Consider the following 24,063-nt stretch of genomic DNA (forward strand, 5'->3'; position numbering starts at 1 on the left):
ATCTCTGCGGAGATTCCGCGTCGTGTCGTGCACACGGTACGGTAAGGCTGATTCCGTCCTCGACAGACTCCGCCCTCGACAGACTCCGCCCTCGACAGACAAGGACCGGGCTTCGTGACCATCGCTGTGTCCGCTTCCATCGCGACCGACCATTTGATGCGTTTTCCGGGGAAATTCTCCGACGTCCTGCTTGCCGATCAGTTGCAGCACGTGTCGTTGAGTTTTCTGGTCGACGATCTGGTGATTCGCCGAGGCGGTGTCGGCGGCAACATCGCGTACGCGATGGGTCTGCTGAGCGGGAACCCGCTGCTGGTCGGCGCGGTCGGCCCCGACTTCGGTGAGTACCGCGACTGGCTGGAGCGCCACGGCGTGGACTGCTCGGCGGTGCGGATCTCCGAGACCGCGCACACCGCGCGCTTCGTCTGCACGACCGACGAGACCATGGCCCAGATCGCGTCGTTCTATCCCGGCGCGATGAGCGAGGCCCGCGACATCTCGATCGCCGAGGTGGCCGAAAACCGTTCGCTGGACCTGGTTTTGGTGGGCGCGAACGATCCCGACGCGATGCTGCGCCACACCGAGGAGTGCCGCAAGCTCGGCATCCCGTTCGCCGCGGACCCCTCGCAGCAACTGGCCCGCCTCGACGGCGACCAAGCGCTCGCCCTGATCGACGGCGCCACATACCTTTTCACCAACGAGTACGAGTGGGGCCTGCTGCTGCAGAAGACCGGGCTGTCCCCCGAGGAGATCGGCCGCCGGGTCGGCATTCGCGTCACCACCCTCGGCGCCAAGGGCGCGCTGATCGTCGACAGTGACGGTGTCGAGGTGAATGTCGAAGTGGTGCCGGAACTTTCGCAGGTCGACCCGACCGGCGTCGGCGACGCGTTCCGGGCCGGCTTCCTCACCGGGCACACCGCCGGACTCAGCCTGCAGCGCTCGGCCCAGCTGGGTTCGCTGACCGCGGTGCTGGTGCTGGAAACCGTGGGCACCCAGGAGTGGTCGCTCGACCGCGACGACGCATTGCGGCGGTTGCGCGGCGCGTACGGCCCGGAGGCCGCGGACGAACTCGGCGCGCTGCTGAACTGAGCGCCGGCCCGAGAGACCGAGTCATCCGGCGGCCGGCGGCCGTGACGATTCACAACATTGCGTCCGGATGCGCGGAGTTCGCCGGCGAACAATAGGGTGTGCGTATGGGATCCGATCGTTTGTATTTTCGTCAGCTGCTGGCGGGCCGGGACTGGGCCGTCGGCGATCCGATTGCCACCCAGATGCGGAACTTCTCGTATCTGATCGGCGATCGCGAGTCCGGCGAATGTGTGGTGGTGGATCCCGCGTACGCGGCGAGTGATCTGGTCGATATCGCCGAGGCCGACGGCCTGCGGCTGACCGGTGTGCTGGCAACTCATCATCATCCCGACCACGTCGGCGGCGCGATGATGGGTTTCACCCTGCGCGGGGTGAAGGAACTGCTCGAGCGGGTACAGGTTCCGGTGCACGTGAACCACGAGGAACTGTCCTGGGTCGCCAACGTCACCGGTATCGCCCCGAGCGAGCTGACCGGACACGACCACGGCGACACCCTCGCCGTCGGTGGCGTCGAGATCGAATTCCTGCACACCCCCGGCCACACGCCGGGCAGCCAGTGCTTCCTGTTCGAGAACCGGCTCGTCGCCGGTGACACTCTGTTCGTGGACGGCTGCGGCCGCACCGACTTCCCCGGCGGGGATTCCGACGCCATGTTCCGCAGCCTGCGCCACCTGGCCGAGCTGTCCGGCGACCCGGTCGTCTACCCCGGCCACTGGTACTCGGAAGAACCCAGCGCGGCCCTGTCGTCGGTGCGCGAGAACAACTACGTCATGCGCCCGACCACCCTGGAACAGTGGCATATGCTCATGCCCGGCTGAGCGACCGCCTCCATCCTCCAAGCCCTTTCGCCTTGCGCGAGAGGGCTTTTCGCATTTCCTGGGCGGTTCACCACCCCGGGCGGAACTTTTGCCGACGCTGCGTTGGCATCTTACCGACGCGCCGTCAGAAAGACGGTGCTGTCTCGCCGCCGGTCCGCCCGGCGGCAGCCGTGAGGAGTGTTGTCATGTTCCTGGCACTGCGCGAACTGTGGTACGCGCGAGTGAGATTCGGCCTGATGGGCGGCGTGGTCGCGCTCATCTCGATCCTGACCGTGATGCTGTCCGGGCTGTCGTCCGGACTGGTCGACGACGGTGTCTCCGGCCTGCGCGCCCTGCCGGTCGACGCCTTCGCCTTCGCGCACGGCACGAAGACCGACTCGGCATTCACCCGCAGCACGATCGACACCGCACAGGTGGCGGCGTGGCGATCCCAGCCGGGCGTGGCCGATGCCGCCCCCTTCGGCAATACGCTGGTCAACGCCAAGACCAGCGGTGGAGTCGCGGTCGACTTCGCGCTCTTCGGCGTCGAACCGCAGTCGTTCCTGGCCCCGGAACCGGCGAAGGGCGCAGGACTGGATCGACCGGACGGCATCGTCGTGAGCGCGACCGCCCTCGACAAGGCGGTGTTGCGGGCGATCGGCGCGCCGACGCGGTTCCTGCTCGCGGACGGACTGACTCAGGCCGTGGTGGTGCTGGTCGGCGCGACCGCCATCGGGGTGCTGATCGCCGTCGGCGGCAGCCGATTCATTCACGGCATGCCGTTCACCCTCGATCCCGCGGCCATCGCCACCGGAGCCGGGCTGCTGGTGTTGCTCGGTGTGCTGGGCGCGGCCGCCGCCATCGTGCGTGTCACCAGAATCGATCCCCTCGCGGCCTTGGGAGCCAACCGATGAGCAGCTTCACCACACGCAAAGGCACTGCGACACAAGCGAATACGCGCGGCGCCAACCTTTCCGGCTCGAATACGGGACTCGAACTCGACGGCGTAACCCTCGCCCTCGGCGACGGCGCCGATACGGTGACCGCGCTGGACGGCGTGCACCTGTCGGTCACGCCTGGGGAATTCGTCGCGATCATCGGCCCCTCCGGCTCGGGCAAATCGAGCCTGCTCGCCGTGGCGGGCGGTCTCACCACCCGGATACCGGACGTGTTCGCATCGGCGGCACCGATCTCACCTCCCTGAGCGCGCGGGAGCGCACCCGATTCCGGCTGCGCCACATCGGTTTCGTCTTCCAATCGGGCAACCTCCTGCCCGCGCTGACGGCCGCCGATCAGCTGCGCCTCGTCGCCCGCCTCACCGGCGCCCGCCGCGATCCGCGGGAGTTGCTCGGCGCGATCGGCATGGGCGAGAAGGCGAATCGGCGACCGGAGCAACTGTCCGGCGGTGAGCGCCAGCGCGTCGGCATCGCTCGCGCGCTGATGGGCTCGCCGCGAGTCCTGCTGGTCGACGAGCCGACCGCCGCTCTGGATCGCGCCCGCAGCGCGGAGGTGGTGGAACTGCTGGCCCGCGAAACCCGCGCGGCGGCGGTCGCCACCGTCATGGTCACCCACGACCACGACATCCTCGACCGCTGCGACCGCGTCCTGCACATGGTCGACGGCCGCCTCACCCCCGAGCGCTGAAGGTCACGGCACACCGCGACCGAGTGTGACCGCGACAGGATGTGATAGCACTGTCGCACAGGGTCGGATGCGGCCCGGCCGGGTGAAACACCTTCCCGGCCGCGGCGAGAAGGAGGTTTCGTGCCGAGGATTCAGGCGGCGACGGTCGCGGAACACCGGCAGGCGCAGCGGCGTGCCCTCCTCGACGCCGCGCGCGCGCTCCTCTCCGAACAGACCGGTGCGGCACCCACACTCGTCGAGGTGGCTGCCCGCGCCGGTCTGGCCCGGCCCAGCGTCTATCAGTATTTCGGCTCACGAGACGAACTGTTCGAGGCGGTACTGGCCGATGCGCTACCCCGCTGGAGCGCACGGATCACCGAGCGCATGGCCGCGGCCGACGACCCCGGCGCCAAGGTCTTGACCTATGCGCTGGTCAACCTCGAACTGGTCGACGAGGGCGAACACGCGGTGGTACAAGGGCTTTCGACCCATATCGCGCCCGATGCCCTCGCCGCCCAGGGCCGCGCCACCCACGACGAACTCCGCACGCCGCTGATCGCCGCGCTGACCGAACTCGGCGCACTAGATCCGGCGACGACCGCCGAACTGATCAACGCCGTCGTCCTCACCGCCTCGCGCATGGTCGAAAACCACGCCCCCGTCGACACGGTGGCGGCGCGCGTCCGAGAGCTACTGACTCCGTATCTCCATCACGCGGCGGCCGGCACGCACACACCCGACGGCGCGTAGTTCCTGCTCGGCCACTGAGGCCCGACGCGGCCGAGATCTGGATGATCGGCCATACCCGGTTGCTGTCGATCGGTGTACTGCTGGTCTTCGGCGCCCTCTTCATCCGCGGCATCGTCGATCTGTCCTGGGCGCGGCGACCGCCCAGTCCACGGTGGCCGGGTTGCGAGCGGGTAGTGCGGCGAAACGGCGAACGCTTCAGCGCGTGGCCGCGTTCTCCGCCACCACCCGGAAGCCCAGATTCCCCGTCGAGGAGACCGGCTCGCTGCCCTGTCGCGCCGAGACCCGGTAGCGGCGGCAGTAGGACAGATGGCACAGATACGATCCGCCCCGCATCACCCGGTCGCGGCCGAGATCGGGTCCGGTGGGATTCGCTTCGGGACTGTGCCGGTAGTAGTCCGGCGAGAAGTAGTCCGAACACCACTCCCACACATTCCCGGTGGTGTTGTAGAGCCCGAAACCGTTGGGCGCGTACGCGTTCACGGGCATCGTGCCGAGATGCGCGCCGGGGGCCGTGCGGGGGAATTCACCGGTGAACACATTCATCCGCCGCTGCCCGTCCGGCTCGAAGTCCTCACCCCAGGGAAACGGGCCGGTGGATCCGGCGCGGGCGGCGTACTCCCATTCGGCCTCGGTGGGCAACCGCGTGCCCGACCACGTGCAGAAGGCTCGGGCGTCCTCCCAGGAGACGTGGACCACGGGATGGTCGGCCAGGGTGCCGACGTCGGAGTCGGGCCCGAACGGATGAGCCCAGTCCGCGCCCTCCACCTGCCGCCACCACGGGGCGTTGACCACCGCGCGAGTGGGCGGCATATCCGGCGGCAGCACACCGGCGAAGACGAACGACCAGCCGTATTTCTCGGCGTCGGTGCGGTAGCCGGTGTCGGCCACGAACGCGGCGAAGTCGGCATTGGTCACCGCGTACCGGCCGATGGCGAAGGCGTCGACGGTGACCGGGTGGCACGGCCCCTCCCCGTCGCCGGGGTAGGCCCAGCGGCTCTCGTCTCCCATGGTGAAGGTGCCGCCGGGAAGGGCGACCAGGGCGAGCTCGAAGTCGCGGCGGTGGTCTCCCTCGGCCGAGTGACCGGCGATGTCATCGTGCCCGGTCGGCTCGGCGTTCTTTTCCGCGGAGGGTGCACAGCAGGCGTGGTGGGTGCCGGAGTCGGTGCGATGTGGCATGACTACCTCTCCCTCACTGTCCGAACGTCAACGCCGGCAGCGGTAGCCGAACGTTCGCTGAGCCGACGGTACAGCGCCGTTCACCCCGTGGGGGGCAGTATTCGGCAACTGTTTCGGACGGCTCGGGCGGAGGGACATCGAATTCACCCTCGGCGGATGCGGCACACAGCCGCGAACGTGTCGCACACGCGGCACGGCAACCGCTCACATGAGCAGCTGACCTGCCGCGCGGGCCGCTCGCGCACCGGTTCCGGTGCACGCCTGCGGCGCGTGCCGAAAGGCCCCGCGCCCCAGCCCGTTCTTCTCCCGGCTCACGCCAGGGTGCGCAACCAGCCGTGGTTGTCGGCGAACGTGCCCCGCTGAATTCCGGTCAGCGTGTCGCGTAGCGCCATCGTGACCTCGCCGGGCTCACCGCCGCCGATCTCGAATTCGCCCTCGGCGGACTGCACCCAGCCGACCGGGGTGACGACCGCGGCGGTACCGCACGCGAAAACCTCGGTGATGTCGCCGGATTCGGCGCCGTCGCGCCATTCCTCGACCGACACCTTGCGTTCCTCGACCGGATAACCGGAGTCGGCGGCGAGGGTCAGCAGGCTGTCGCGGGTGATGCCCGGCAGCAGCGACCCAGACAGTTCCGGGGTCACCAACCGGGCCTCGGAACCGGAACCGTAGACGAAGAACAGGTTGTTGGTGCCCATCTCCTCGACGTACTTGCGCTCGCAGGCATCGAGCCACACGACCTGGTCGCAGCCCTTGTCGGTGGCCTGCTGCTGCGCCAGCAGCGAGGACGCATAGTTGCCGGCGACCTTCGCCTCACCGGTGCCGCCGGGGGCGGCGCGCACGTATTCGGTGGACAGCCACACCCGCACCGGCTTCACGCCACGCGGAAAATACGCTCCCGCAGGCGAACCCAGCAGCAGGTACTTGTAGCCGGAGGCGGGCTTCACGCCCAGGCCCGCCTCGGTGGCGAACATGAACGGCCGCAGATACAGCGACTCCTCGCCACCGGCCGCGGGCACCCAGTCCGCGTCGACCTCGAGCAGCTGGCGCACCGATTCGATGAACAACTCCTCCGGCAGCTCCGCCATCGCCAGCCGCCGGGCCGACCGCTGGAACCGCGCCGCGTTGGCATCGATGCGGAAGGTGGCGATACTGCCGTCGGCCTGCCGATACGCCTTGAGACCCTCGAAGATGGCCTGACCGTAGTGGAACACCATCGTCGCCGGATCCATCGACAACGGCCCGTACGGTTCGACCCGCGCATTGGTCCACTGCCCGTCGAGGTAGTCGATCGACACCATGTGGTCGGTGAAGTAGCGACCGAACCCGGGCGCCGCCAGAATCTCCGTGCGCCGATCCGCCGGAACAGGGGCGGGATGCGGGGTACGAGTGAACTGTGCAGCGACTGTCATGGCCTCGATACTAGAACTGCGGTCGTCGACACCGATGCTCGGACCTGCGTGGCGATCGGCCGGGCAGCGATCACGGATCCCGGCAATCGCGGCATAGTCCCCCCTCGACGGCGTCCGATGCGAGTCATTTGTCTCGCAACGGCCCCTTCGAGAGAGCTGCTTCCCCCCTTCGTGCAGCGGACTTGCCGGCCCCTCCACTCCGGACGCGTGATGATTTCCGACACACGCAGGAGGTCCGCGACCGCCGTTCAGGAAGTGTGCGGCGTCACGAACGGCGGGCGCACCACCTCGGCGCGCAACCGGCGGCCGCGCACATCGACCTCGACCTCGTCCCCCGGCTCCAGCCCGGCCTCGGTATCCAGCAATGCCAAGGCGATGCCGACCTTGAGACTCGGCGAGAAGGTGCCCGAGGTGGTCTCACCGACGGCCTCCTCACCACGAAGCACCGTCTGCCCCTGGCGCAGCACACCGCGATCGAGCGCTTTGAGCCCCAACAGGATTCGCCGCGGGCCCGCCGACTTCTCCTGCGTCAGAGCCGCTTTGCCCCAGAACTCCGGCTTCTTCCAGCCGACCGCCCAGCCCGCGCGGGCCTGCACCGGCGAAATCTCCAGCGACAGTTCGTGGCCGTGCAGCGGATAGCCCATCTCGGTGCGCAGCGTGTCGCGCGCACCCAGTCCGGCCGGCTGCCCGCCCGCCGCTTCGACCCGGGCCACCACAGCGCGGAAAACCGCCTCGGCGTCGGCCCAGCGCGGCAGCAGTTCATAGCCGTGCTCACCGGTGTATCCGGTTCGGCAGACGCGCACCGGACGGCCGTCCCACTCGGCATCGGCGAACGCCATGTACTCCATATCGGTCGGAAGCCCCAGCGCGGCAAGCACTTCCGCCGATCTCGGACCCTGTACCGCGAAGACCGCGTACTCGCGGTGCTCGTCGGTGATCATGATGCCCTCCGGCGCGGCCTTGCGCAATTCCGCCACCACCGCGGCGGTATTGGCCGCATTCGGCACCAGGAAGATCTCGTCGTCGGAGACGTAGTAGGCGATCAGATCGTCGATCACCCCGCCGTGCTCGGTGCAGCACAGCGTGTACTGCGCCTTCCCGGGCCCGACGCGGCCGAGATCGTTGGTCAGCGCCGCATTCACGAACGCCGCCGCCCCCGCGCCGCGCACGGTCGCCTTACCGAGGTGGCTCACGTCGAAAACACCGACGGTGGTCCGTACCGCGGTGTGCTCGGCGACGGTGCCCGCGTACTGCACCGGCATCTCCCACCCCCCGAACGGGGCGAAGGTCGCGCCCAGCTCCGCGTGGACGGCGTGGATGGGGCCCTGCTGCAGCGTCTCGTCGGTCACCCCGGGGAGCTTATCGAGCGCCGGCGGCTCGCGGTTCGCGCCCGGGCGGCTGTGTCGGGTCGGTCACTGTGCGCCGCGGGTGGCGGCGGGTCTGCCGTGCTCGCCTCTGTCGAACTCGGCGAGCGGGTCCGCCTCCAGCAGTGCGTCCCCGTGCTCCTCCACCCACTCGCCGAGCGCTCGCATCGGGCCCTCGACGAGGCTCAGCCCGAGCGGCGTCAACGCGTATTCGACCCGCGGTGGAGCCTGGGCGTAGCGGTGACGCTCGATCAGCCCGCGGCCGAGCAGCCGGTGCAGGGCCTCGGTGAGCGCCTTGTCGCTGATGCCGCCGATCTCGGCCCGCAATTCGCTGCGCCGGCGCGTCCCGCCGAGCAGTCCGACCAGCACCACCGGATCCCAGGTATGCGCGAAAAGGTCTGTGGCCGCGCGCAACCGGCAATCGGCGACCAGTTCACCCGCATGCTCGTCGTAACCGCTCATCCCGTGATGATCACCTATCCGTCGCGCACCGATCGGTGCGTATCGGCCGTCCTACCGTAGCGCCGGATCGACAACTCGAAGGAGCACACGATGCGAATCACGATTCTCGGCACCGGCACCCTGGCCGAGGCATTAGGCCGCCGGTGGGCGCGCGCCGGACACGAGATCACGGTGGCGGGGCGCTCGGCGGACAAGGCCGAGGCGCTCGCGCGGCGCCTCGGCGCCGACGTGCGGGGCGTGCCGTTGACGGAGATCGCGGCGGGCGGAAAGGCCGTCCCGCATACCCCGGCGACGCCGAACCCCGCGAACATCGCGGGCGGCGCAGGCGCGCAGGCAGCAGCCGAATCCACGGCAAGCACCGGCGCCGAGGCGCGGGCCGATGCGGAGGCGGTTTTACTGGCGGTGGCCTACACCGGAGTCGAGGAGGTTCTGCGCGCGGTGGGCGCACCCGGTGGTGCGCTGTCGGGTCTCACCGTCATCGACGCGACCAATGCGATCGACCACGGGGTCGGCGTGCTGCGCCTGCCACCCGGCACCTCGCATGCGCAGCGCGTGGCCGAACTCGCGCCGGGGGCCCACGTGGTGAAGGCGTTCCACCTGTTCCCCAGCGAACAGTGGGCCGCAACCGAAGCCCCCGCAACCGCCGATATCGGAACCGCGCACCGACCGCCCTCGGTCACGATCTGCGGCGACGACCCGGCCGCCCTGCGCACCACCGAACAGCTGGTGCGCGATGTCGGCGCCGCACCGGTGGTGCTGGGCGGTCTGGACCGCGCACGTCAACTGGAGGAGGCCGCCGGTTTCGTCATCTCGCTGGCCTTCTCCGGCGTGGACCCCAGCCGGGCGGTGCCGGCCATGCCCACCCCGTAGTTCGTTGCGCCGCGGCCCGCTTGCTCGTCACCGCAGCGAGAGAAACCTCGCAGCCCGGCCGCGGCGGAGGTGAGATCGGAGCAACCGCCTTTCTACACAGGGCAACCCGTCGGCGACACACAACTAACGGAGGTGAAACACGCCGCTGATTTCCTGTTTTCATGCGAATCTCGTCACTTTTCTCGAAATCGTCCGCGGCCCCGCCCGCGCCCGCCCCATCCATCTACGAGCAGATCGGCGGGCACGAAGCATTGGAAACCGTCGTCGAGGACTTCTATGTCCGCGTCCTCGCCGACGAGGATCTCGCCGGCTTCTTCACCGGCACCAACATGTCGAGGTTGAAAGGGCGCCAGGTGGAATTCTTCGCCGCCGCCCTCGGCGGCCCCGAACCGTACACCGGCGCCCCGATGAAACAGGTTCACCAGGGCCGCGGCATCACCATGCACCACTTCAACCTCGTCGCCGGCCACCTCACCGACGCCCTGACGGGCGCCGGAGTTCCGGAGCCGACCGTCGGCGAAATCATCGGCGCCATCGCACCTTTGGCACCGGAGATCGCCTCCGACGCACCCGTGTCGTGAGCTGCGCTCACGGGTGACCGCGCCGGATCGGCCGCCGCCCGCTCCTGCCCCGCGCACAGGATCGGCGGCGGCCGAGCGAGACCGGGTATTCACCGCAGACGCCCCTGGCCGACCGCGGAAACGAGACACAGCGCCGACGGCCGTTCATCCGATCTCGAAAGAGTCGTCGCCGGACGGGGAGACGATCCGGAACAGCAGGGCGGCCGCCTCGAACAAAGCCCAGGAGCGGGTGTCGATCTCGGCCTCCCGCGCGGCGAGTGCGGCCGACACGTCACCACCTCGAAAGGCCCGCAGGGCGGACAGCAGATCGCGCAGCGCCGGAATGCGATATCCGGCGAGCCGGAGCTGGTGGGCGATCCGCGCATCGCGCACATCCTCCGGCGCGTACACCCGCGCACCGCGCGCTCCGGCCCGACCGGGCACGACCAGGTCGTCGAAAACCTCGGCGGCGTCCTGACGCTGAGCCCCCGGCCCGGCGACGGCACCCCCGAAATCAGCTGGGGCGACACCTTCTTCTATTACGCCCCCGACGGCGTGGTGCCCCGCGCCCAACCCTTCGCCACCATCGTCACCAAGGACTATCCGGACGACGGATCATCCCGCCTGGACCGCCCGAACACGTTCCGCCTCAACATCTTCGCGGGCAAAGAGGCATTCATCGAGCGGACCGGCCACACCCCGCACGACCACGCCGCGAACCCGGCCGACCCGAGCATCGCCGACACCCTGTTCCCTCACCCCGTCTACGGCGCACAGGCCTGGCTCGCCGTCGTGAACCCGGGCCCGCGAACCGCCACCGCCGTCGCCGACCTCCTGCGCTCGGCCCATCACCTCGCCCGCAGCCGATACCAGCGCCGAGAATCACACGCGGACAACTGAGGTCGCCGGCCGGCCGTGACCTACCGTCCCAACCATGCCAACGCGGCCACGACCAGCACCGACGACAGCTCCAGCTTCCCGGCCGCACGCAACTCGACAAGCAGATTCTCGTGCAACTGCTGCCGCACTCCCGCTTCCCCGCCACTCGGCCAACCGCCGCCAGCAACGTCGCCCCCGAAGCCCCGAACAACCCGGTCGGCAACCGGTTCCAACCGATTCCCGTACGCGTCACGAACAGAATGCCCTCCAACGCGGCACGGTTGCCGATCGTCATTTCGCCCCGTGGCCATGATCACCGACCCCATTCCCGCCCAGCAGAGGAACGGCACTGTCGGTGTCGGCCGATACTCCGGCCGACACCGAGCCGCGGATCCGCGCAACTGCCCGGCCGGCCGCGGCTATCGCATCCGACGCCGCCTCGAGTGCCGTCCCGAGCTCCTCGGTCCCCACCACCGGCCATTGGGGCTGCAATGCCGGCATGACGAAGCGCCGGAATCGCAACCGCGCGGCTTCTTCCGAACGTTTGGGGTCTTCGGCGGCCAGGTAGGTCTGCTCGGTCAAGAACTCGATCAAATCCGCGACCGGAACATCGGACCGAATCACACCAGCCCGCTGACCGGCCAACAGAACCGGACCCGACACCGTCGCGGTCACCCGCTGAGTATCAGGATGACGCGCCGAGGCCGAATGCTGAGCGATCAACGCCGCGATCACCGGATCCCGCGGCAACTCACGCGCCGCATACACCAGCACGTCCTCGATCTTGGAGAACACATCATCCTGCTCGGCCATCCGCGCCTGCGCCCGCTCCACATGCCGCTGCGCCCGCAACAGCCCCACCTGCACCACCATCTCCCCCGCCCCACCCAACTGCCGAAACGCCGTCGCCCGCGACACCCCCGCCCGCGCAGCCACCGCAGCCATCGGAACCACCGCCGTACCCCGAACCCGCATCTCCTCATCAGCAGCACGAATCAACCGACCCCGAACACCCGAATCCAGACCTCGTTCACCAGCGTGGCCCGTGCCCGTGTCACACCCCGACATCCGAACTCCTCCTCGCAACCGGCAGCAGACCGCCGCGCACAATCGGCTCACCTCAGTGAATGATCTAACCAATTATTAATTGTGAGCTACATCTCGACACCCTCGAGAGGTGATGCTACTCTCAATCCCGCGAAGTCTCATCAATTGAGACTACAACGCGCAAATGATCTCAATTGACGCAGGCCATCCCACCCGGGATTGCGCACCGGCGAGACGGCGATCGACGGACCTACGAGTCCCTCTGACTCACGACCTTTCGATACACGACCCGAGGTAATCACCTGATGAAACTCACCATCGACACCGCCAAATGCTCAGGACATGCTCGCTGTTTCGCGGTATCGCCGGATGTTTTCGACATCGACGATGACGGCTACGCCCTGCCGATCGACCGCGAAGTGAGCGAGCCCCTCGACGAGAACATCGCCGCCGGCATCGCTGCATGTCCCGAGCGGGCGATCTCCGTTCACTGATTTGAGCGCCAGGCACATGGTGGATATCACGACGCTCGTGCAAGCGACCCACTTGTGCCCGATGGACATACATCCGAGACAAACCGTCTCCGGATCCGAATAGAAAGTTCGCTCCAATGGCTGTTCTGCAAGACAAAGTCGTCTTCATCACCGGTGCCGCGCGTGGGCAGGGACGGGCGCACGCGGTGTGCCTGGCCAACGAGGGTGCCAACATCATCGGCCTCGACCTCTGCGAAGACATCAAGACCAACGACTATGCGCTGGCCACCCCTGAGGACCTCGACGAAACGGCCCGCCTCGTTCAGAGCGCCGGCGCGAAGATGGTGTCGGTAACTGCGGACGTCCGCGACCGCCGAGCGGTTTTCGCGGCGGTGGAGCGGGGCGTCGCCGAATTCGGCCGGCTGGATGGGGTTGTCGCTCAAGCCGGCATCTGCCCGCTGGGCACACCTGACCCGCAAGCGTTCATGGACGCGTTCACGGTGGATTTCGTCGGCGTGGTCAATACCGTCGAGGCCGCCCTGCCGCATTTGCGTGAGGGCGCGTCGATCGTCGCCACCGGCAGTTTGGCCGCACTGCTTCCCGGCGCGACCGACAACCCCGCCATGGGAGCCGGTGGAGGCGGCTACACCCTCGCCAAGCGGATGATCGCGTCATTCATCAACGATCTCGCAATCTGGGTAGGGCCCAAGGGAATTCGAGCCAACGCGGTGCATCCCACTAACTGCAACACCGACATGCTCAACAGCGACGTCATGTACCGACAGTTCCGGCCGGATCTGGAGAAGCCCACCCGCGAGGACGCCATGCCCGCCTTCCCTGCGATGTCGGGCATGGGGGTGCCGTTCGTCGAACCCGAGGACATCGCCGACATGGTGCTGTTCCTGCTGTCGGACGCCTCGCGCTACGTCACCGGCATGCAGATGCGAGTCGATTCCGGCGGCTACGTCCGCCACCGCCTCCAGCAGCCAACCTTCTGACCTCACCGACTCCGGAGAACACCGTGACAATCACTACTTCCCAGTTCTACATCGACGGCGCCTGGGTCGACAGCGACGGCGACGAGGTCACCGCCGTGATAAACCCCGCCACCGAGCAAGTCATCGGCCGCGTTCCGCAGGGCACCGTGACAGACGTCCGGCGGGCGATCGAGGCCGCGCGGCGGGCCTTCGACGAAGGCCCGTGGCCGACTATGTCCCCCCGCGATCGTGCGCAGGTTTTACTGCGTTTTTCCGACGCTTTGGAGCAGCGGCGCGCAGAACTCGTCGATCTCAGTATCGCCGAAGCCGGCTCCACCCGAATGCTGGCGGAGTACCTGCAGGTGGGGATTCCGCTGCAGCATCTACGGGATATGGCCGAACGGATCCTGCCCGGATTCGAGTTCGAGCGCGCGGCGCAGCCCACCATCGGCCAGGGCATCGCTCAGGGCGTCGTCCTGCGCGAACCGGCAGGCGTCGCTGCCCTGATCTCGGCCTACAACTTTCCGTTGTTCCTCAACCTGATGAAGGTCGCCCCCGCGCTCGCCGCCGGCTGCACCGTCGTGCTCAAACCCGCGCCTGCCACACCGCTCGAGGCATTCGTACTGGGCACCGCGGCCGAGGAGGCCGGCCTGCCGCCGGGGGTGCTCAATATCGTCACCGGCGATCCAGAGGCCAGCAAGGAGCTGACCACGAATCCGAAGGTGGATCTGGTCAGCTTCACCGGTTCGGACACCGTGGGACGACTCGTGTATGAGCAGGCCGCGCCGACGCTGAAGAAGGTGGTTCTCGAACTTGGCGGCAAGTCCGCCAACATCATCTGTGAGGACGCCGATCTGGCCGCGGCGGCGGAATCGGTGATCATCAACATGGTCACCCACGCGGGCCAAGGGTGCGCATTGCTGACCCGCACCTTCGTACACCGTTCGCGGTACGACGAACTCGTTGCCATCGTCACCGGCGGCCTGGGACAGCTCACCGTCGGCGATCCTGCGGACCCTGGCATCGGGATGGGGCCGCTGATCAGCGAAGCTCAGCGTGCCAAGGTCGAGGCCTTGATCGCCACGGGAGTCGAGCAGGGCGCGCGTATCGCATTCGGTGGCGGCCGGCCCGCCGGACTGGACAAGGGGTTCTTCGTCGAACCGACCCTGTTCGTGGACGCAGAGAACTCCATGGAGATCGCGCAGAAGGAATTCTTCGGCCCGGTCGGTGTCATCATTCCGTTCGACGACGACGACCACGCGGTGCGCCTGGCCAACGAGAGCGATTACGGACTGGCGGGTGGGGTCTACGCCGCGGACCCGGCGCGGGCGTACCGCATCGCCAAACGCATCCGCACCGGCATGGTGAACATCAACGGCGGTGGCGGCGGTGTCACACCGCATGTGCCCTTCGGGGGCTACAAGCAGAGTGGCCTGGGTCGTGAATGGGGTGCGGCCGGCCTCGAAGAGTATCTACAGACCAAAGCCGTGACCTGGAGTGCGCGGTAGCCCTTCTCAGACCGAACAACTTCTCCCACAAGGACATTCGATGACACAGATCGGCAGCAGCCAGGTCGGCGCCAACGCCACATGCCCGGTGCACAACTTCAACTACACCGACAACAAGCCCGCCGGCACCTGGTTCGCCACCTACGACGAACTGCGGGAAGAGTCTCCGATCTACCGCAACGAATTCGGCCCCGGCTGGTGGACCGTGCTCAGCTACGAGGGCATCCTCGAGGTGTTGCAGAATCCAGCAATCTACTCCAATAGTGTTGTCACCCCGCTGGATCCGGAGCCGGCGTTCAGGTGGATTCCGGAGATGCTCGACGGTGAGGAACACCGACAGTGGCGCAAGCAGCTCGCTCCACTGTTCTCGCCCAAGGTGACCGACGCCCTCGAGGACAAGGTGCGTGCCCGCGCAGTCGATCTGATCGAGGCGATTCTCGCCAAGGGCACCGGCAAGGCCGATCTGATGACCGAGTTCGCCCAGAAGTACCCGACTACGATCTTCCTCGAACTGATGGGTCTGCCCGTCGACGAACTCGGCCAGTTCATGGAGTGGGTGCACGCCATCCTGCACAACACCAACGACGACGTCGACCGGCTTCGGCAGGAGCAGGGCGCCGCGATGATGGCCGTGATGGGGCGTTTCGCCACGATCATCGCCGAGCGCCGGGAGGAGCCTCGCGACGATATCGTCAGTAAGGCGTTGACCTTCCGGATCGACGACAAGCCGGTGTCCGACCAGGATCTCCTGGCCTTCTGCCTGCTGATGTTCATGGCCGGGCTCGACACCGTATCCGTCACTCTGGGCTGGTCGTTCTGGCATTTGGCGACCCATCCCGAAGACCGGGCCGCCATCGTCGCCGACCCCCAAATCATTCCTACCGCGGTAGAAGAGTTCGTCCGCGCCTACGCCATTGTCGTGCCGGCTCGAAAAGCCATGCAGGACACTGTTCTCGAGGGTTGCCCGATCAAAGCCGGCGATATCGTGGGCTTTCCGCTCAGCGCCGCGACCCGGGACGAGGCCGCGTTCCACGACCCGACCAAGGTCGACATCCATCGCACCGCGAACAACCACATCGGCTTCGGTGCCGGTCCGCACCGCTGCCTGGGCTCCCATTTGGCCCGGCGAGAACTGCGCATCGCGATCGAAGAGTGGCACAAGCGTGTCCCCGACTACCGTCTGGCGCCGGACGCGGAATTGACCGAGACCGGCGGCCAGCTCGGCCTGACTTCCCTACCGCTCGAATGGGATCCGGCCTGACACCGCGGACAACTGAGGTCGCCGTCCGGCCGTGACCTACCGTCCCAACCATGCCAACGCGGCCACGACCAGTGCTTCCGTCCGCCTCACGTACCGGCAGCGCGTCGATGTCGGCGCGCAGCAGCACCCCCGGCCCGTCACCGTTGCGCAGGATTGCGACGACTCCCGTTCCGCCGATCCCCTCGTGCACCTCGTAACCCAGCGACCGCAACTTCTCCGCGATCAGTCCGGCCGTGCGATGTTCTCGATGCGACAGCTCCGGATGGGCGTGCAAGTCGCGGTAGAACTCCTCCTGCCACCCACGGATATCGTCGGCACGGTACCCGCCGGTCAGCGAATCGCCCGGGAACCGGCAGGCCCTCGTGGTGCCCGGCCGGCCTCGCGCACCCACTCGAAACCGCCCTGAATCCTTTGCCGCCCTCGATCGCTCTCATTACCGTGCGGGCAACCCAGGCCCGCGTAACCGCCTGCCGGGCGGCATGGTGGCCCGAACGCTCGGATTGAGCACGGCGGCAATGAAATCCAGGCCGCACCTGCGCAGACGGTGTCGCGCGCCAGGATCGAGCGACAGTGCGCGCGAGGACGGCGCCGGGCCCGCTTGTAACCAACAGATTGCCCGTTCGAAAAATATTCATTTGAATGTTGTCAAACGGAATCAGCTCTCCTACCTTGAGTTTTGCTGCTGATCGGATGACGTAGGACAGTGCGGTCGACAGAGTTCCGAAGCGTCGCAGCGTTCGTTGCAAGGAGATCTGACGATGAACACTTCCCCGACACCGCCGGCCTCCGGTGTTCCACCGACGCGATGGAACCGCTTCCAGACGTGGGCCGCCAAGGACAACATCGAGGACTATTCGCTGCGTTACGCCCCGCGCACCTTCCGCCGCTGGACGCCGATGGCGTGCGGGGTCGCCGCCCTCGGCGGAATCGCTTATCTCGCCGACTATTCCATCGGCGCGTCCATCGCGGTCAGCCACGGCAGCGCCAGCGCGATCGTCGCGATTCTGGTCGCGGCGGCCACGATCTTCCTCACCGGCATCCCGATCGCGTATTACGCCGCGAAATACAACGTGGACATGGACCTACTGACCCGCGGCGCGGGTTTCGGCTACTTCGGATCCACGCTCACCAGCCTGATCTACGCCAGCTTCTGTTTCATCTTCTTCGCGCTCGAGGGCGCCATCATGGCGCAGGCGATGAAGCTGACCTTCCACATACCCTTGCCGATCGGCTACATCCTGGGCTCGGTCCTCATCATTCCCCTTGTGCTGTACGGGATGTCGGCGCTGGCGAAGTTCCAGGTGTGGACCCAGCCGCTGTGGCTGGTGCTGTTCGTCGCGCCGATCGCGATGATTCTGATCGCCGACCCGCACGGGGCCGACGGCTTCCTGTCCTGGACCGGCGACGGCGGCAGCCAACGGGTCGGCGCGATCGCCGTCGGTGCGGGAGCCGGCGTCGCGTTGTCGCTGATCGCGCAGATCGGTGAACAGGTGGACTATCTGCGGTTCATGCCGGAGAAGTCCGAGACCCCGCCGCTGAAATGGCGGTCGGCGGTGCTGCTGGCAGGCCCGGGATGGGTGATTCTCGGTGCGGCCAAACAGATTTCGGGCGCCTTCCTGGCCTTCTACGTGGTCGACCAGGTCGGGTTCACCCGCGCGACCGAACCGATCGAGCAGTTCCTGGGCGGTTACGGTTCGGTCCTGCACAACCACGGCGTCGCGCTGGGCGTCGCGACGGTGATGGTGCTGCTGTCGCAGGTGAAGATCAACGTCACCAACGCCTATTCGGGTTCGCTGTCGTGGTCGAACTTCTTCAGCCGGGCCCTGCACATCCATCCGGGCCGGGTGGTGTGGCTGGCGCTGCACATCGCGATCGCGCTGACACTGATGCTGTGCAATATGTTCTCGCTGCTCAACACGATCCTCGGCTTCTACTCGAATGTGGCCATCGCCTGGATCGGCGCTATCGTCGCGGATCTGGTGATCAACAAGGGACTGCTGAAGATCAGCCCGCCGTACGTGGAGTTCAAGCGGGCGTATCTGTACGCGATCAATCCGGTGGGCTTCGTCTCGATGCTGGTGGCTTCGGCGGTCTCGATCGCCGCGTTCTTCGGCGCGTTCGGCGAGTTCTGCCAGGCCTGGTCGCCGTACCTCGCGCTGGCGGTCGCGATGGTGCTCGCCCCGGTCATCGCGGTCGCCACGAAGGGCAAATACTATCTGGCACGCAAGAATCCGCTGCGCGAGGAGATCGAGCGGGAACCGCTGTGGGCCGGGCAGACGCTGCTCGACATCGTCGACGGCAAGCGCTACGAACTTCCCGACATGGTGCACGACTGCCCCTTCCACGGCGGCACAGTGTCCTCGCTGACATGCACGCTCACCAAGGGCTGCCACGAGCAGTGCCAGTCGGCCACCCATCAGGATCCGGTGGCCACCTCCGCCGACCTCGGCTTGCGGCAATCCACACCCGCGCTGTAATCCCCGCAGCGACAGAGGAATAGGAAACGTCCGCGTGTGGTCGGAAACGCCGGCGATCGAGGCTGTCGAACCTCGATCCCCGGCGCCCGGACTACCAGCCTCGCGGTGTCAGGTCCGCCAGCAGCCCGAAGTCGAGCGCATCCACGTCGGCGAGATACACCGGCTGCGTCGTGTGCGCACCACGAACCCGTACCTCGCCGCGCGGGCCCTGATAGCTGACCCGGGCGGCGGCACGCTCGATGGCACCCACCGCGAGGCTGCCCGCCCGTTCGGCCAGCGCGGCCAGCAGAAGCATTCCCTCGTAACAGGATTCGCCGATGTTGTTCAACGTCGGCGCCTCCGCACCGAACAGCCGCTCATATCGGGCGCCGAACTCCATCGACGGCGCCGACGCGACACCCTCGAGATATCCGCACGCCGTGAACAGGCCGCGCGTACCTGCCGCACCGCTGGCATACAGCACATCCTCGCCGATCATCATGGCGAGCCGGATGCGGTCGCGATCCAGGCCGGCACGGCCGTAGGCGCGATTGAACGCCGCGGCGTCGGCGCCGACCATCAGCATGAGCACCCCCTCCGCGGACGAGGTCCGGATCGTGTCGAGAACACCACGAAACTCCCGCCCACCGAGTGGCACGAATGCCGAACCGACCACCTCGATTCCGAGTAGAGACGCGAAATCCTTTGTCACACGGGCGGTCTCGCGCGGCCAGACGTAGTCGTTGCCGACGATGCACCAGCGCCGGATGCCAGATTCGGCGCGCAGCCATCGCAGTGCGGGGAACAACTGCCGATCGGGCGTCTCCCCGACCATGTACACCCCGGCCGCATCCTCCCCACCCTCATAGAACGTCGTGTAGATATAGGGAACCCGTCCCGCCGTATGCGGGGTGATCGCGCGCCGGGCATCCGACAGATGCCAGCCGACCACCGCGTCGACCGCACCGGAACTCACCAAGCGCCGCACGCGAGCGGCCAGCACCGGCAGCGGAGCACCGGCGTCGACGGCATGCAGCCGCACCGGCCGGTCCAGAATCCCGCCCGCGGCATCGAGATCGGCGGCGGCGAGGGCGGCGCACGCTTCACACGACGGCCCGAACATGCCCGCCGGACCACTGAGTGGCACCACGAGGGCGATATCCACGGTCGGCCGGCGAGCACGTGCCGATTGCCCGTACGGCATCGCAACCACCACCGTATATTTTCATCTGAAAATTACCCATACGGCGCTGTATACTCGTCCCCAATGGACGGTAGCAGCGCAGGGGACGCACTGGAAGAATTCGCGCGCCTGTTACGACGCGCATCACAGCAGCTCGACGAGGCGATCACGGCGCGGCTCGGTGAGCCGACCGTCGCCCGCTGGCACGTGCTGGCGGCGCTGTACGGCGGGTCCGGCCTGTCGATGTCGGAGCTGTCCGAACTCACCCCGCTGACCGGCGCCAGCCTCACCCGGCTGATCGACGCGATGGTGTCGGACAATCTGGTGCAACGCAAGGTGGATCCGCTCGATCGCCGCCGCGTGCTCGTATCCCGCACGCGCCGTGGGACTCTCGCCTATCAGAAGATGCGGCGGAGCCTCGAGGGCACCGCCCTCGAGACGATCCCCGGCGCCCGGCCACAGCTGATCGGCGAGCTCACGACAGTACTCGAATTCCTGCGGGCCGAGCACCCCGACGCGGCGATCGGCGCGTCCCGGCCCACCGGTTGACCGACCCCGCCTGTCGTTCACCGGCCGTCAGCGTGCGGCATGCGGCACGCCGGGGCCGGGGTCGACGGCGACCGGCCCGGACGCCGTGGGGGTGACCGGGAAATCGAAGATCGCGGTCGGGATGTACACCGTCGCACAGGCATTCGGGATGTCGACCACTCCGGAGAACCGGCCTTCGATCGGCGCGGCCCCGAGGATCAGATACGCCTGCTCGCGGCTGTAGCCGAACGAGCTGAGATAGTCGATCGCGTGCAGACAGGCACGCTGGAACGCCAATTGCGAATCCAGATACCGCTGCTCACCGTCGAGCGTCACCGACGTGCCGGAGAAGGCCAGGTATTCCGAATAGACCGGTCCCTCGTTGCCGGGCAGGAAGATCGCGTTCTCGGTGACGCCGTAACGGCTCATCCCGTCTTTGATCAGGTCCACCCGCAGATCGATGTAGCCGCCCATCTCGATCGCCCCGCAGAAGGTGATCTCACCGTCGCCCTGGGAGAAGTGCAGGTCGCCCACCGACAGGTTCGCGCCCTCGACGAACACCGGATAGAACACCCGGCTGCCCCGGGTGAAATTCTTGATGTCCTGGTTACCGCCGTTCTCGCGCGGCGGGGCGGTGCGCGCGGCCTCGGCGGCGACCCGGTCGAAGTCGGCGCCGGTCAGCGAACCGAGCACGGCATCGCGCGGCAGCGGCGGCAGCGCCAGGGGCGGCACCCGCGCGGGGTCGGTGGCGATCAGCGCGGCCTCGCGAGCATTCCACGACGAGAGCAATGCCGCCGACGGCGCGGTGCCCATCAGGCCGGGATGCTGAATGCCGGTGAAGCTGACGCCCGGGATGTGCCGGGAGGTGGCCGTGTGGCCGCTGAAATCCCAGATCGCCTTGTAGGCATCGGGAAACTGCTCGGTGAGAAAGCCGCCGCCGTTGTCGGTGGCGAAGATCCCGGTGTATCCCCAGCCCTGCCCGGCCAGCGGCCCGGAGTCCTCCTGCGGAATGGGCCCGATGTCGAGGATGTCGACGATCAGCAGGTCGCCCGGCTGTGCCCCCTCGATCGCGAACGGACCGGACAGGCAGTGCACGGTACTGAGCGGGGCGTCGAGGATGTCGGCGGCGGAGTCGTCGTTGACGATGGCGCCGTCGAACCATTCGCGGACGTGGACGCGGAATTCGTCGCCCGGCTTGACGGTCGCGACCGCCGGGATGTCGGGGTGCCACCGGTTGTGGCCGACCAGCGTTTGTTCGGTGAACTTCTTGCTGGAGTCGAGGGGAAAGATCAGCTCGGGCATGGCGGTTCTGCTTTCGATCAGGGACGCGGCAGGCGACGATGGCGGGGGTCGGCGGTCGTCGGGCGAGAAGTCCGGCGCTGCGGTACGGCGCCGACGACGGCCGGCTCGGATGCGGTGCGCGCGGTCGCGTCGAGCATCCGGACGGCGGCCGAACGCCGCACGAACCCACCCCCGGGGCGCCGCACCGCCGTCTGCGCACACCGCGGGCACGCCACGCTCGCGGGCACCTCGGCCATGCGGTAGGACCGGTCGAACAGCCCGCATCCGCGACAGCTGAACTGATACAGCGGCATGGACCCACCTCCCATTGCTTTCAGATGAAATATTTTCTGGACAGAATCTACGGTTCCGGGTGTTACCGGTTCATTGGTCGTGCGTGAACTTCTCGTTTCGATGACGGCGCGCAATGGCGAGCACCCGGCACGCGCCCCTCCCCACCCCTGGCCGGTCTCGCCGGATTGACAGCTGTCCACACCCGGATTCAAGATCGACCGACGTCTGTAGATGGACTCGCGAGGGGCGCAAAAGCTGTTGCGCCCCTTGGCGAATCTTTCGAGTATGGGTTCTGGTGAATGGTTGAGGTAGTAACAGCGCGGCCGGAAACCTCCGGTGGGCAGCGGGAGAACCCGCGGCAGCGTCGCGGGCGATCATGGTGGGGCGCGGCGGCCGCGGTGACGAGCGGCGTGCTGTTACTGGTATGGCAGGCGACGCGGTACGGCATCTGGCTGGTCGACGACGCCGGAATCACGTTCGCCTACGCGCGCAGTGTCGCCGAGGGTGCGGGCCCGGTACTGCAACCCGGCGCGCAACCCGTCGAGGGATTCTCCGATCCCACCTGGCTCGCGGTGCTGGTGCTGGGCAAATGGTGCGGCTTGTTCGACTCCGGCGCCCTGTTCGGCATCCCGGACTTCGTCTTCTATCCCAAGGCGATCGCGGCACTGTGCTGCGCCGGGATCCTCCTCTGCTGCTACGTCGCCGCGCGGCGGGTGTCGCGATGGCCCGCGGTGGTGACATTCGTCACCGGCGCCGTGCTCGCCGCGATTCCGTCGTTCGTGATCTGGTGCTTTTCCGGCCTGGAGAACTCGCTGTTCGCGCTGGCGGCATGCGCTCTGGCCGTCCACCTGTTCCTGGCGGTGCTGGACGAGCGGTTGTGGACACCCGCGGTGGCCGTGACGGCCGGTGCGATAGCGGCGTTCGCTGCGCTGACCCGGCCCGACGGCCTGATCTACCTCGCGGCGTACCCGCTGGTCTCGGTGATCCTGGTTCGCCGTGCCACCTGGCCTATCGCACTTCGTCATGTGCTGTACTCCGGTGCTGCGTTCGCGATTCCGTTCGGGGCATACCTGGTGTGGCGGGTCAGCGAGTTCGGCCGGTTCGTCGCGAATACGGCGGTCGCCAAGAATCAGGCGATGCCGACCGCGCACGACCTCACCAGGGCAGGCGACCTGGTGCAGTACGCGGGCGCGCCCGCGGTGGTCGCGGCCGTCGGTGTGGTCGGGCTCGCCCTGGCCGGCCCCAGCAGAATCCGTAACGGCCTTGTCGCCCTGCTGGTTCCGCTGACGCTGGCGATAACCGGCTACTGCGTGCTGCAACCGGATTGGATGGGGCAGTTCCGGTTCGCCACTCCGGTGTGGGCGCTCGCCGCGCTCGTCGTCGTGCTCTCGGCGACCGAGGTTCTGGCTCGGCTGCGCACCCGGGGCCGGACCCTCGTCGCGCTGACGCTGGTGGCCGCCATGATCCCCTCCGGTGTCGCCCTGGCGGACGCCGCCGAGTCGTACCGTGCCGATTCGGATATCCCATTGTGCTGGATAGCCTTTCGCTTCGGTCGATACTTCAACGGCTACGCCGACATCCTCGACCTGCGGCAGGGCACGTTGCTCGCCCCCGACATGGGAGGAAGCGCGCTGACCTCTCGACTGCGGCTGATCGATATGGCGGGACTCGCCGATGCGCAGATCGCGGACATCTACGCGGGCGAGGCCGACATCGGGTTGGCCGACTACGTATTCGAGAATCTGAAGCCGACGTTCGTCCACACCCACGGGGTCTGGATGCGGAACGGACTGACCGTCGATCCGCGTATGGACCGCGACTACTACCGGATTCAGCAGTCTCAGAACCTCTCCAGTCCGGACGAGGACTGGGTCCGCAAGGACGTGGTGCGCGGCGATAAGCAACTCGGGCAACTGCGCCGGTACTCGAGCGAGGTCCTTCCGCACCTGTTGTCCGACTACCAGCAGACCGGTGACTGCGGAACGGTGCTACGACCAGGTCAGACGGTCGAGCGCAGGCGGGAGGGGAACGCTTCCTAGAGTGGCGGACGCCTGTTTCCGGCCCCGAATCCGGCAA

At 67.5% G+C, this 24,063-nt stretch carries 23 protein-coding genes and 3 pseudogenes; 15 read left to right on the plus strand and 11 right to left on the minus strand.

Features of this window, described 5'->3' with window-relative positions; genetic code table 11:
• Positions 1–114: 114 nt before the first annotated feature.
• The 5 genes and pseudogenes from C5E41_RS23460 (at position 115) to C5E41_RS23480 (ending at position 4,256) form a co-directional block, all read left to right on the plus strand.
• A complete protein-coding gene (locus C5E41_RS23460; protein ID WP_104377922.1) occupies positions 115–1,086 on the plus strand; it encodes a carbohydrate kinase family protein in 972 nt (323 codons plus the stop codon).
• 104 nt (positions 1,087–1,190) lie between these two features.
• Positions 1,191–1,904: an MBL fold metallo-hydrolase gene (locus C5E41_RS23465; protein WP_104377923.1), complete on the plus strand. Its 714-nt coding sequence runs from the start codon at positions 1,191–1,193 to the stop codon at positions 1,902–1,904.
• 185 nt (positions 1,905–2,089) lie between these two features.
• Positions 2,090–2,797, plus strand: coding sequence for an FtsX-like permease family protein (locus tag C5E41_RS23470; RefSeq protein ID WP_104377924.1), 708 nt, complete (start codon positions 2,090–2,092; stop codon positions 2,795–2,797).
• Positions 2,794–3,527, plus strand: a pseudogene (locus C5E41_RS23475) (ABC transporter ATP-binding protein). The gene C5E41_RS23470 and the pseudogene C5E41_RS23475 overlap by 4 nt, the downstream one beginning before the upstream one ends.
• A gap of 120 nt (positions 3,528–3,647) precedes the next feature.
• Entirely contained in the window at positions 3,648–4,256 is a 609-nt protein-coding gene (locus C5E41_RS23480; RefSeq protein WP_104377925.1) for a TetR/AcrR family transcriptional regulator, read from the plus strand.
• A 195-nt stretch (positions 4,257–4,451) separates the two neighbouring features.
• Here C5E41_RS23480 and C5E41_RS23485 read toward each other — a convergent pair whose 3' ends face one another.
• From C5E41_RS23485 to C5E41_RS23500, 4 genes are all read right to left on the minus strand, one after another.
• Complete coding sequence (locus C5E41_RS23485; protein WP_104377926.1) at positions 4,452–5,432, minus strand: formylglycine-generating enzyme family protein; 981 nt, start codon at positions 5,430–5,432, stop codon at positions 4,452–4,454.
• Positions 5,433–5,743: 311 nt separating this feature from the next.
• The gene (locus C5E41_RS23490; protein WP_104377927.1) at positions 5,744–6,844 is read right to left on the minus strand and encodes a branched-chain amino acid aminotransferase; all 1,101 of its coding nucleotides are present in this window, start codon (positions 6,842–6,844) and stop codon (positions 5,744–5,746) included.
• A gap of 248 nt (positions 6,845–7,092) precedes the next feature.
• Positions 7,093–8,193, minus strand: coding sequence for a glycine cleavage system aminomethyltransferase GcvT (gcvT, locus tag C5E41_RS23495; RefSeq protein ID WP_104377928.1), 1,101 nt, complete (start codon positions 8,191–8,193; stop codon positions 7,093–7,095).
• A gap of 63 nt (positions 8,194–8,256) precedes the next feature.
• On the minus strand, positions 8,257–8,670 hold the full coding sequence (locus C5E41_RS23500; RefSeq protein WP_104377929.1) for a winged helix-turn-helix transcriptional regulator: 414 nt from the start codon (positions 8,668–8,670) through the stop codon (positions 8,257–8,259).
• A gap of 90 nt (positions 8,671–8,760) precedes the next feature.
• Between C5E41_RS23500 and C5E41_RS23505 the strand changes: the two genes are divergently transcribed.
• A complete protein-coding gene (locus C5E41_RS23505) occupies positions 8,761–9,540 on the plus strand; it encodes an NADPH-dependent F420 reductase (RefSeq protein ID WP_104377930.1) in 780 nt (259 codons plus the stop codon).
• A 161-nt stretch (positions 9,541–9,701) separates the two neighbouring features.
• The gene (locus C5E41_RS23510; RefSeq protein ID WP_104377931.1) at positions 9,702–10,121 is read left to right on the plus strand and encodes a group I truncated hemoglobin; all 420 of its coding nucleotides are present in this window, start codon (positions 9,702–9,704) and stop codon (positions 10,119–10,121) included.
• 144 nt (positions 10,122–10,265) lie between these two features.
• Here the strand turns inward: C5E41_RS23510 and C5E41_RS33415 are convergent, their stop codons facing one another.
• Positions 10,266–10,493, minus strand: a complete 228-nt coding sequence (locus tag C5E41_RS33415; protein WP_146097654.1) for a hypothetical protein — start codon at positions 10,491–10,493, stop codon at positions 10,266–10,268.
• On the opposite strand from C5E41_RS33415, the gene C5E41_RS23515 reads away from it, so the two are divergent.
• Positions 10,494–11,000, plus strand: coding sequence for a DUF6194 family protein (locus C5E41_RS23515; RefSeq protein WP_104377970.1), 507 nt, complete (start codon positions 10,494–10,496; stop codon positions 10,998–11,000).
• Positions 11,001–11,050: 50 nt separating this feature from the next.
• On the opposite strand, the pseudogene C5E41_RS35305 reads toward C5E41_RS23515, so the two are convergent.
• Together C5E41_RS35305 and C5E41_RS23520 are read right to left on the minus strand one after the other, a co-directional pair.
• Positions 11,051–11,280, minus strand: a pseudogene (locus C5E41_RS35305) (transposase); the annotation flags it as partial.
• Positions 11,271–11,924 (minus strand): TetR/AcrR family transcriptional regulator, encoded by a 654-nt coding sequence (locus tag C5E41_RS23520; protein ID WP_258081199.1) that lies wholly within the window; start codon positions 11,922–11,924, stop codon positions 11,271–11,273. The pseudogene C5E41_RS35305 and the gene C5E41_RS23520, both read right to left, overlap by 10 nt.
• A 407-nt stretch (positions 11,925–12,331) precedes the next feature.
• Here C5E41_RS23520 and C5E41_RS23525 point away from each other — a divergent pair, with 407 nt between their 5' ends.
• The 4 genes from C5E41_RS23525 (at position 12,332) to C5E41_RS23540 (ending at position 16,245) form a co-directional block, all read left to right on the plus strand.
• Positions 12,332–12,520, plus strand: a complete 189-nt coding sequence (locus C5E41_RS23525; RefSeq protein WP_104377933.1) for a ferredoxin — start codon at positions 12,332–12,334, stop codon at positions 12,518–12,520.
• Positions 12,521–12,636: 116 nt separating this feature from the next.
• Entirely contained in the window at positions 12,637–13,497 is an 861-nt protein-coding gene (locus C5E41_RS23530) for a mycofactocin-coupled SDR family oxidoreductase (RefSeq protein WP_104377934.1), read from the plus strand.
• Positions 13,498–13,520: 23 nt separating this feature from the next.
• Positions 13,521–14,984, plus strand: a complete 1,464-nt coding sequence (locus tag C5E41_RS23535; protein WP_104377935.1) for an aldehyde dehydrogenase family protein — start codon at positions 13,521–13,523, stop codon at positions 14,982–14,984.
• Positions 14,985–15,024: 40 nt separating this feature from the next.
• Positions 15,025–16,245, plus strand: a complete 1,221-nt coding sequence (locus tag C5E41_RS23540; RefSeq protein ID WP_104377936.1) for a cytochrome P450 — start codon at positions 15,025–15,027, stop codon at positions 16,243–16,245.
• Between the two features lie 85 nt (positions 16,246–16,330).
• On the opposite strand, the pseudogene C5E41_RS35310 reads toward C5E41_RS23540, so the two are convergent.
• Positions 16,331–16,579 (minus strand): annotated as a pseudogene (locus C5E41_RS35310) (amidohydrolase); the annotation flags it as partial.
• A gap of 424 nt (positions 16,580–17,003) precedes the next feature.
• On the opposite strand from C5E41_RS35310, the gene C5E41_RS23550 reads away from it, so the two are divergent.
• Positions 17,004–18,722: a purine-cytosine permease family protein gene (locus tag C5E41_RS23550; RefSeq protein ID WP_219823232.1), complete on the plus strand. Its 1,719-nt coding sequence runs from the start codon at positions 17,004–17,006 to the stop codon at positions 18,720–18,722.
• A gap of 91 nt (positions 18,723–18,813) precedes the next feature.
• Here the strand turns inward: C5E41_RS23550 and C5E41_RS23555 are convergent, their stop codons facing one another.
• Positions 18,814–19,905 (minus strand): substrate-binding domain-containing protein, encoded by a 1,092-nt coding sequence (locus tag C5E41_RS23555; protein ID WP_104377937.1) that lies wholly within the window; start codon positions 19,903–19,905, stop codon positions 18,814–18,816.
• Between the two features lie 63 nt (positions 19,906–19,968).
• Here C5E41_RS23555 and C5E41_RS23560 point away from each other — a divergent pair, with 63 nt between their 5' ends.
• Positions 19,969–20,433, plus strand: coding sequence for a MarR family winged helix-turn-helix transcriptional regulator (locus tag C5E41_RS23560; RefSeq protein WP_104377938.1), 465 nt, complete (start codon positions 19,969–19,971; stop codon positions 20,431–20,433).
• 27 nt (positions 20,434–20,460) lie between these two features.
• On the opposite strand, the gene fmdA is transcribed toward C5E41_RS23560, so the two are convergent.
• Positions 20,461–21,714, minus strand: coding sequence for a formamidase (gene fmdA, locus C5E41_RS23565; RefSeq protein WP_104377939.1), 1,254 nt, complete (start codon positions 21,712–21,714; stop codon positions 20,461–20,463).
• A 17-nt stretch (positions 21,715–21,731) separates the two neighbouring features.
• The gene (locus tag C5E41_RS23570) at positions 21,732–22,007 is read right to left on the minus strand and encodes an FmdB family zinc ribbon protein (RefSeq protein WP_104377940.1); all 276 of its coding nucleotides are present in this window, start codon (positions 22,005–22,007) and stop codon (positions 21,732–21,734) included.
• 279 nt (positions 22,008–22,286) lie between these two features.
• Here C5E41_RS23570 and C5E41_RS23575 point away from each other — a divergent pair, with 279 nt between their 5' ends.
• Entirely contained in the window at positions 22,287–24,026 is a 1,740-nt protein-coding gene (locus tag C5E41_RS23575; RefSeq protein ID WP_258081200.1) for a hypothetical protein, read from the plus strand.
• Positions 24,027–24,063 lie beyond the last annotated feature (37 nt).

This window comes from Nocardia nova (assembly GCF_002933465.1).
Taxonomy (GTDB): Bacteria; Actinomycetota; Actinomycetes; order Mycobacteriales; family Mycobacteriaceae; genus Nocardia; species Nocardia nova_B.

Excerpts from the sequence above, each read along its gene's own strand:
- C5E41_RS23465 (WP_104377923.1), top strand. The coding sequence starts at position 1,191 with ATGGGATCCGATCGTTTGTATTTTCGTCAGCTGCTGGCGGGCCGGGAC.
- C5E41_RS23470 (WP_104377924.1), top strand. The coding sequence starts at position 2,090 with ATGTTCCTGGCACTGCGCGAACTGTGGTACGCGCGAGTGAGATTCGGC.
- C5E41_RS23485 (WP_104377926.1), bottom strand. The coding sequence starts at position 5,432 with ATGCCACATCGCACCGACTCCGGCACCCACCACGCCTGCTGTGCACCC.
- C5E41_RS23490 (WP_104377927.1), bottom strand. The coding sequence starts at position 6,844 with ATGACAGTCGCTGCACAGTTCACTCGTACCCCGCATCCCGCCCCTGTT.
- C5E41_RS23500 (WP_104377929.1), bottom strand. The coding sequence starts at position 8,670 with ATGAGCGGTTACGACGAGCATGCGGGTGAACTGGTCGCCGATTGCCGG.
- C5E41_RS23505 (WP_104377930.1), top strand. The coding sequence starts at position 8,761 with ATGCGAATCACGATTCTCGGCACCGGCACCCTGGCCGAGGCATTAGGC.
- C5E41_RS23510 (WP_104377931.1), top strand. The coding sequence starts at position 9,702 with ATGCGAATCTCGTCACTTTTCTCGAAATCGTCCGCGGCCCCGCCCGCG.
- C5E41_RS23520 (WP_258081199.1), bottom strand. The coding sequence starts at position 11,924 with ATGGCTGCGGTGGCTGCGCGGGCGGGGGTGTCGCGGGCGACGGCGTTT.
- C5E41_RS23525 (WP_104377933.1), top strand. The coding sequence starts at position 12,332 with ATGAAACTCACCATCGACACCGCCAAATGCTCAGGACATGCTCGCTGT.
- C5E41_RS23530 (WP_104377934.1), top strand. The coding sequence starts at position 12,637 with ATGGCTGTTCTGCAAGACAAAGTCGTCTTCATCACCGGTGCCGCGCGT.
- C5E41_RS23540 (WP_104377936.1), top strand. The coding sequence starts at position 15,025 with ATGACACAGATCGGCAGCAGCCAGGTCGGCGCCAACGCCACATGCCCG.
- C5E41_RS23550 (WP_219823232.1), top strand. The coding sequence starts at position 17,004 with ATGAACACTTCCCCGACACCGCCGGCCTCCGGTGTTCCACCGACGCGA.
- C5E41_RS23555 (WP_104377937.1), bottom strand. The coding sequence starts at position 19,905 with ATGCCGTACGGGCAATCGGCACGTGCTCGCCGGCCGACCGTGGATATC.
- C5E41_RS23560 (WP_104377938.1), top strand. The coding sequence starts at position 19,969 with ATGGACGGTAGCAGCGCAGGGGACGCACTGGAAGAATTCGCGCGCCTG.
- fmdA (WP_104377939.1), bottom strand. The coding sequence starts at position 21,714 with ATGCCCGAGCTGATCTTTCCCCTCGACTCCAGCAAGAAGTTCACCGAA.
- C5E41_RS23570 (WP_104377940.1), bottom strand. The coding sequence starts at position 22,007 with ATGCCGCTGTATCAGTTCAGCTGTCGCGGATGCGGGCTGTTCGACCGG.
- C5E41_RS23575 (WP_258081200.1), top strand. The coding sequence starts at position 22,287 with ATGGTTGAGGTAGTAACAGCGCGGCCGGAAACCTCCGGTGGGCAGCGG.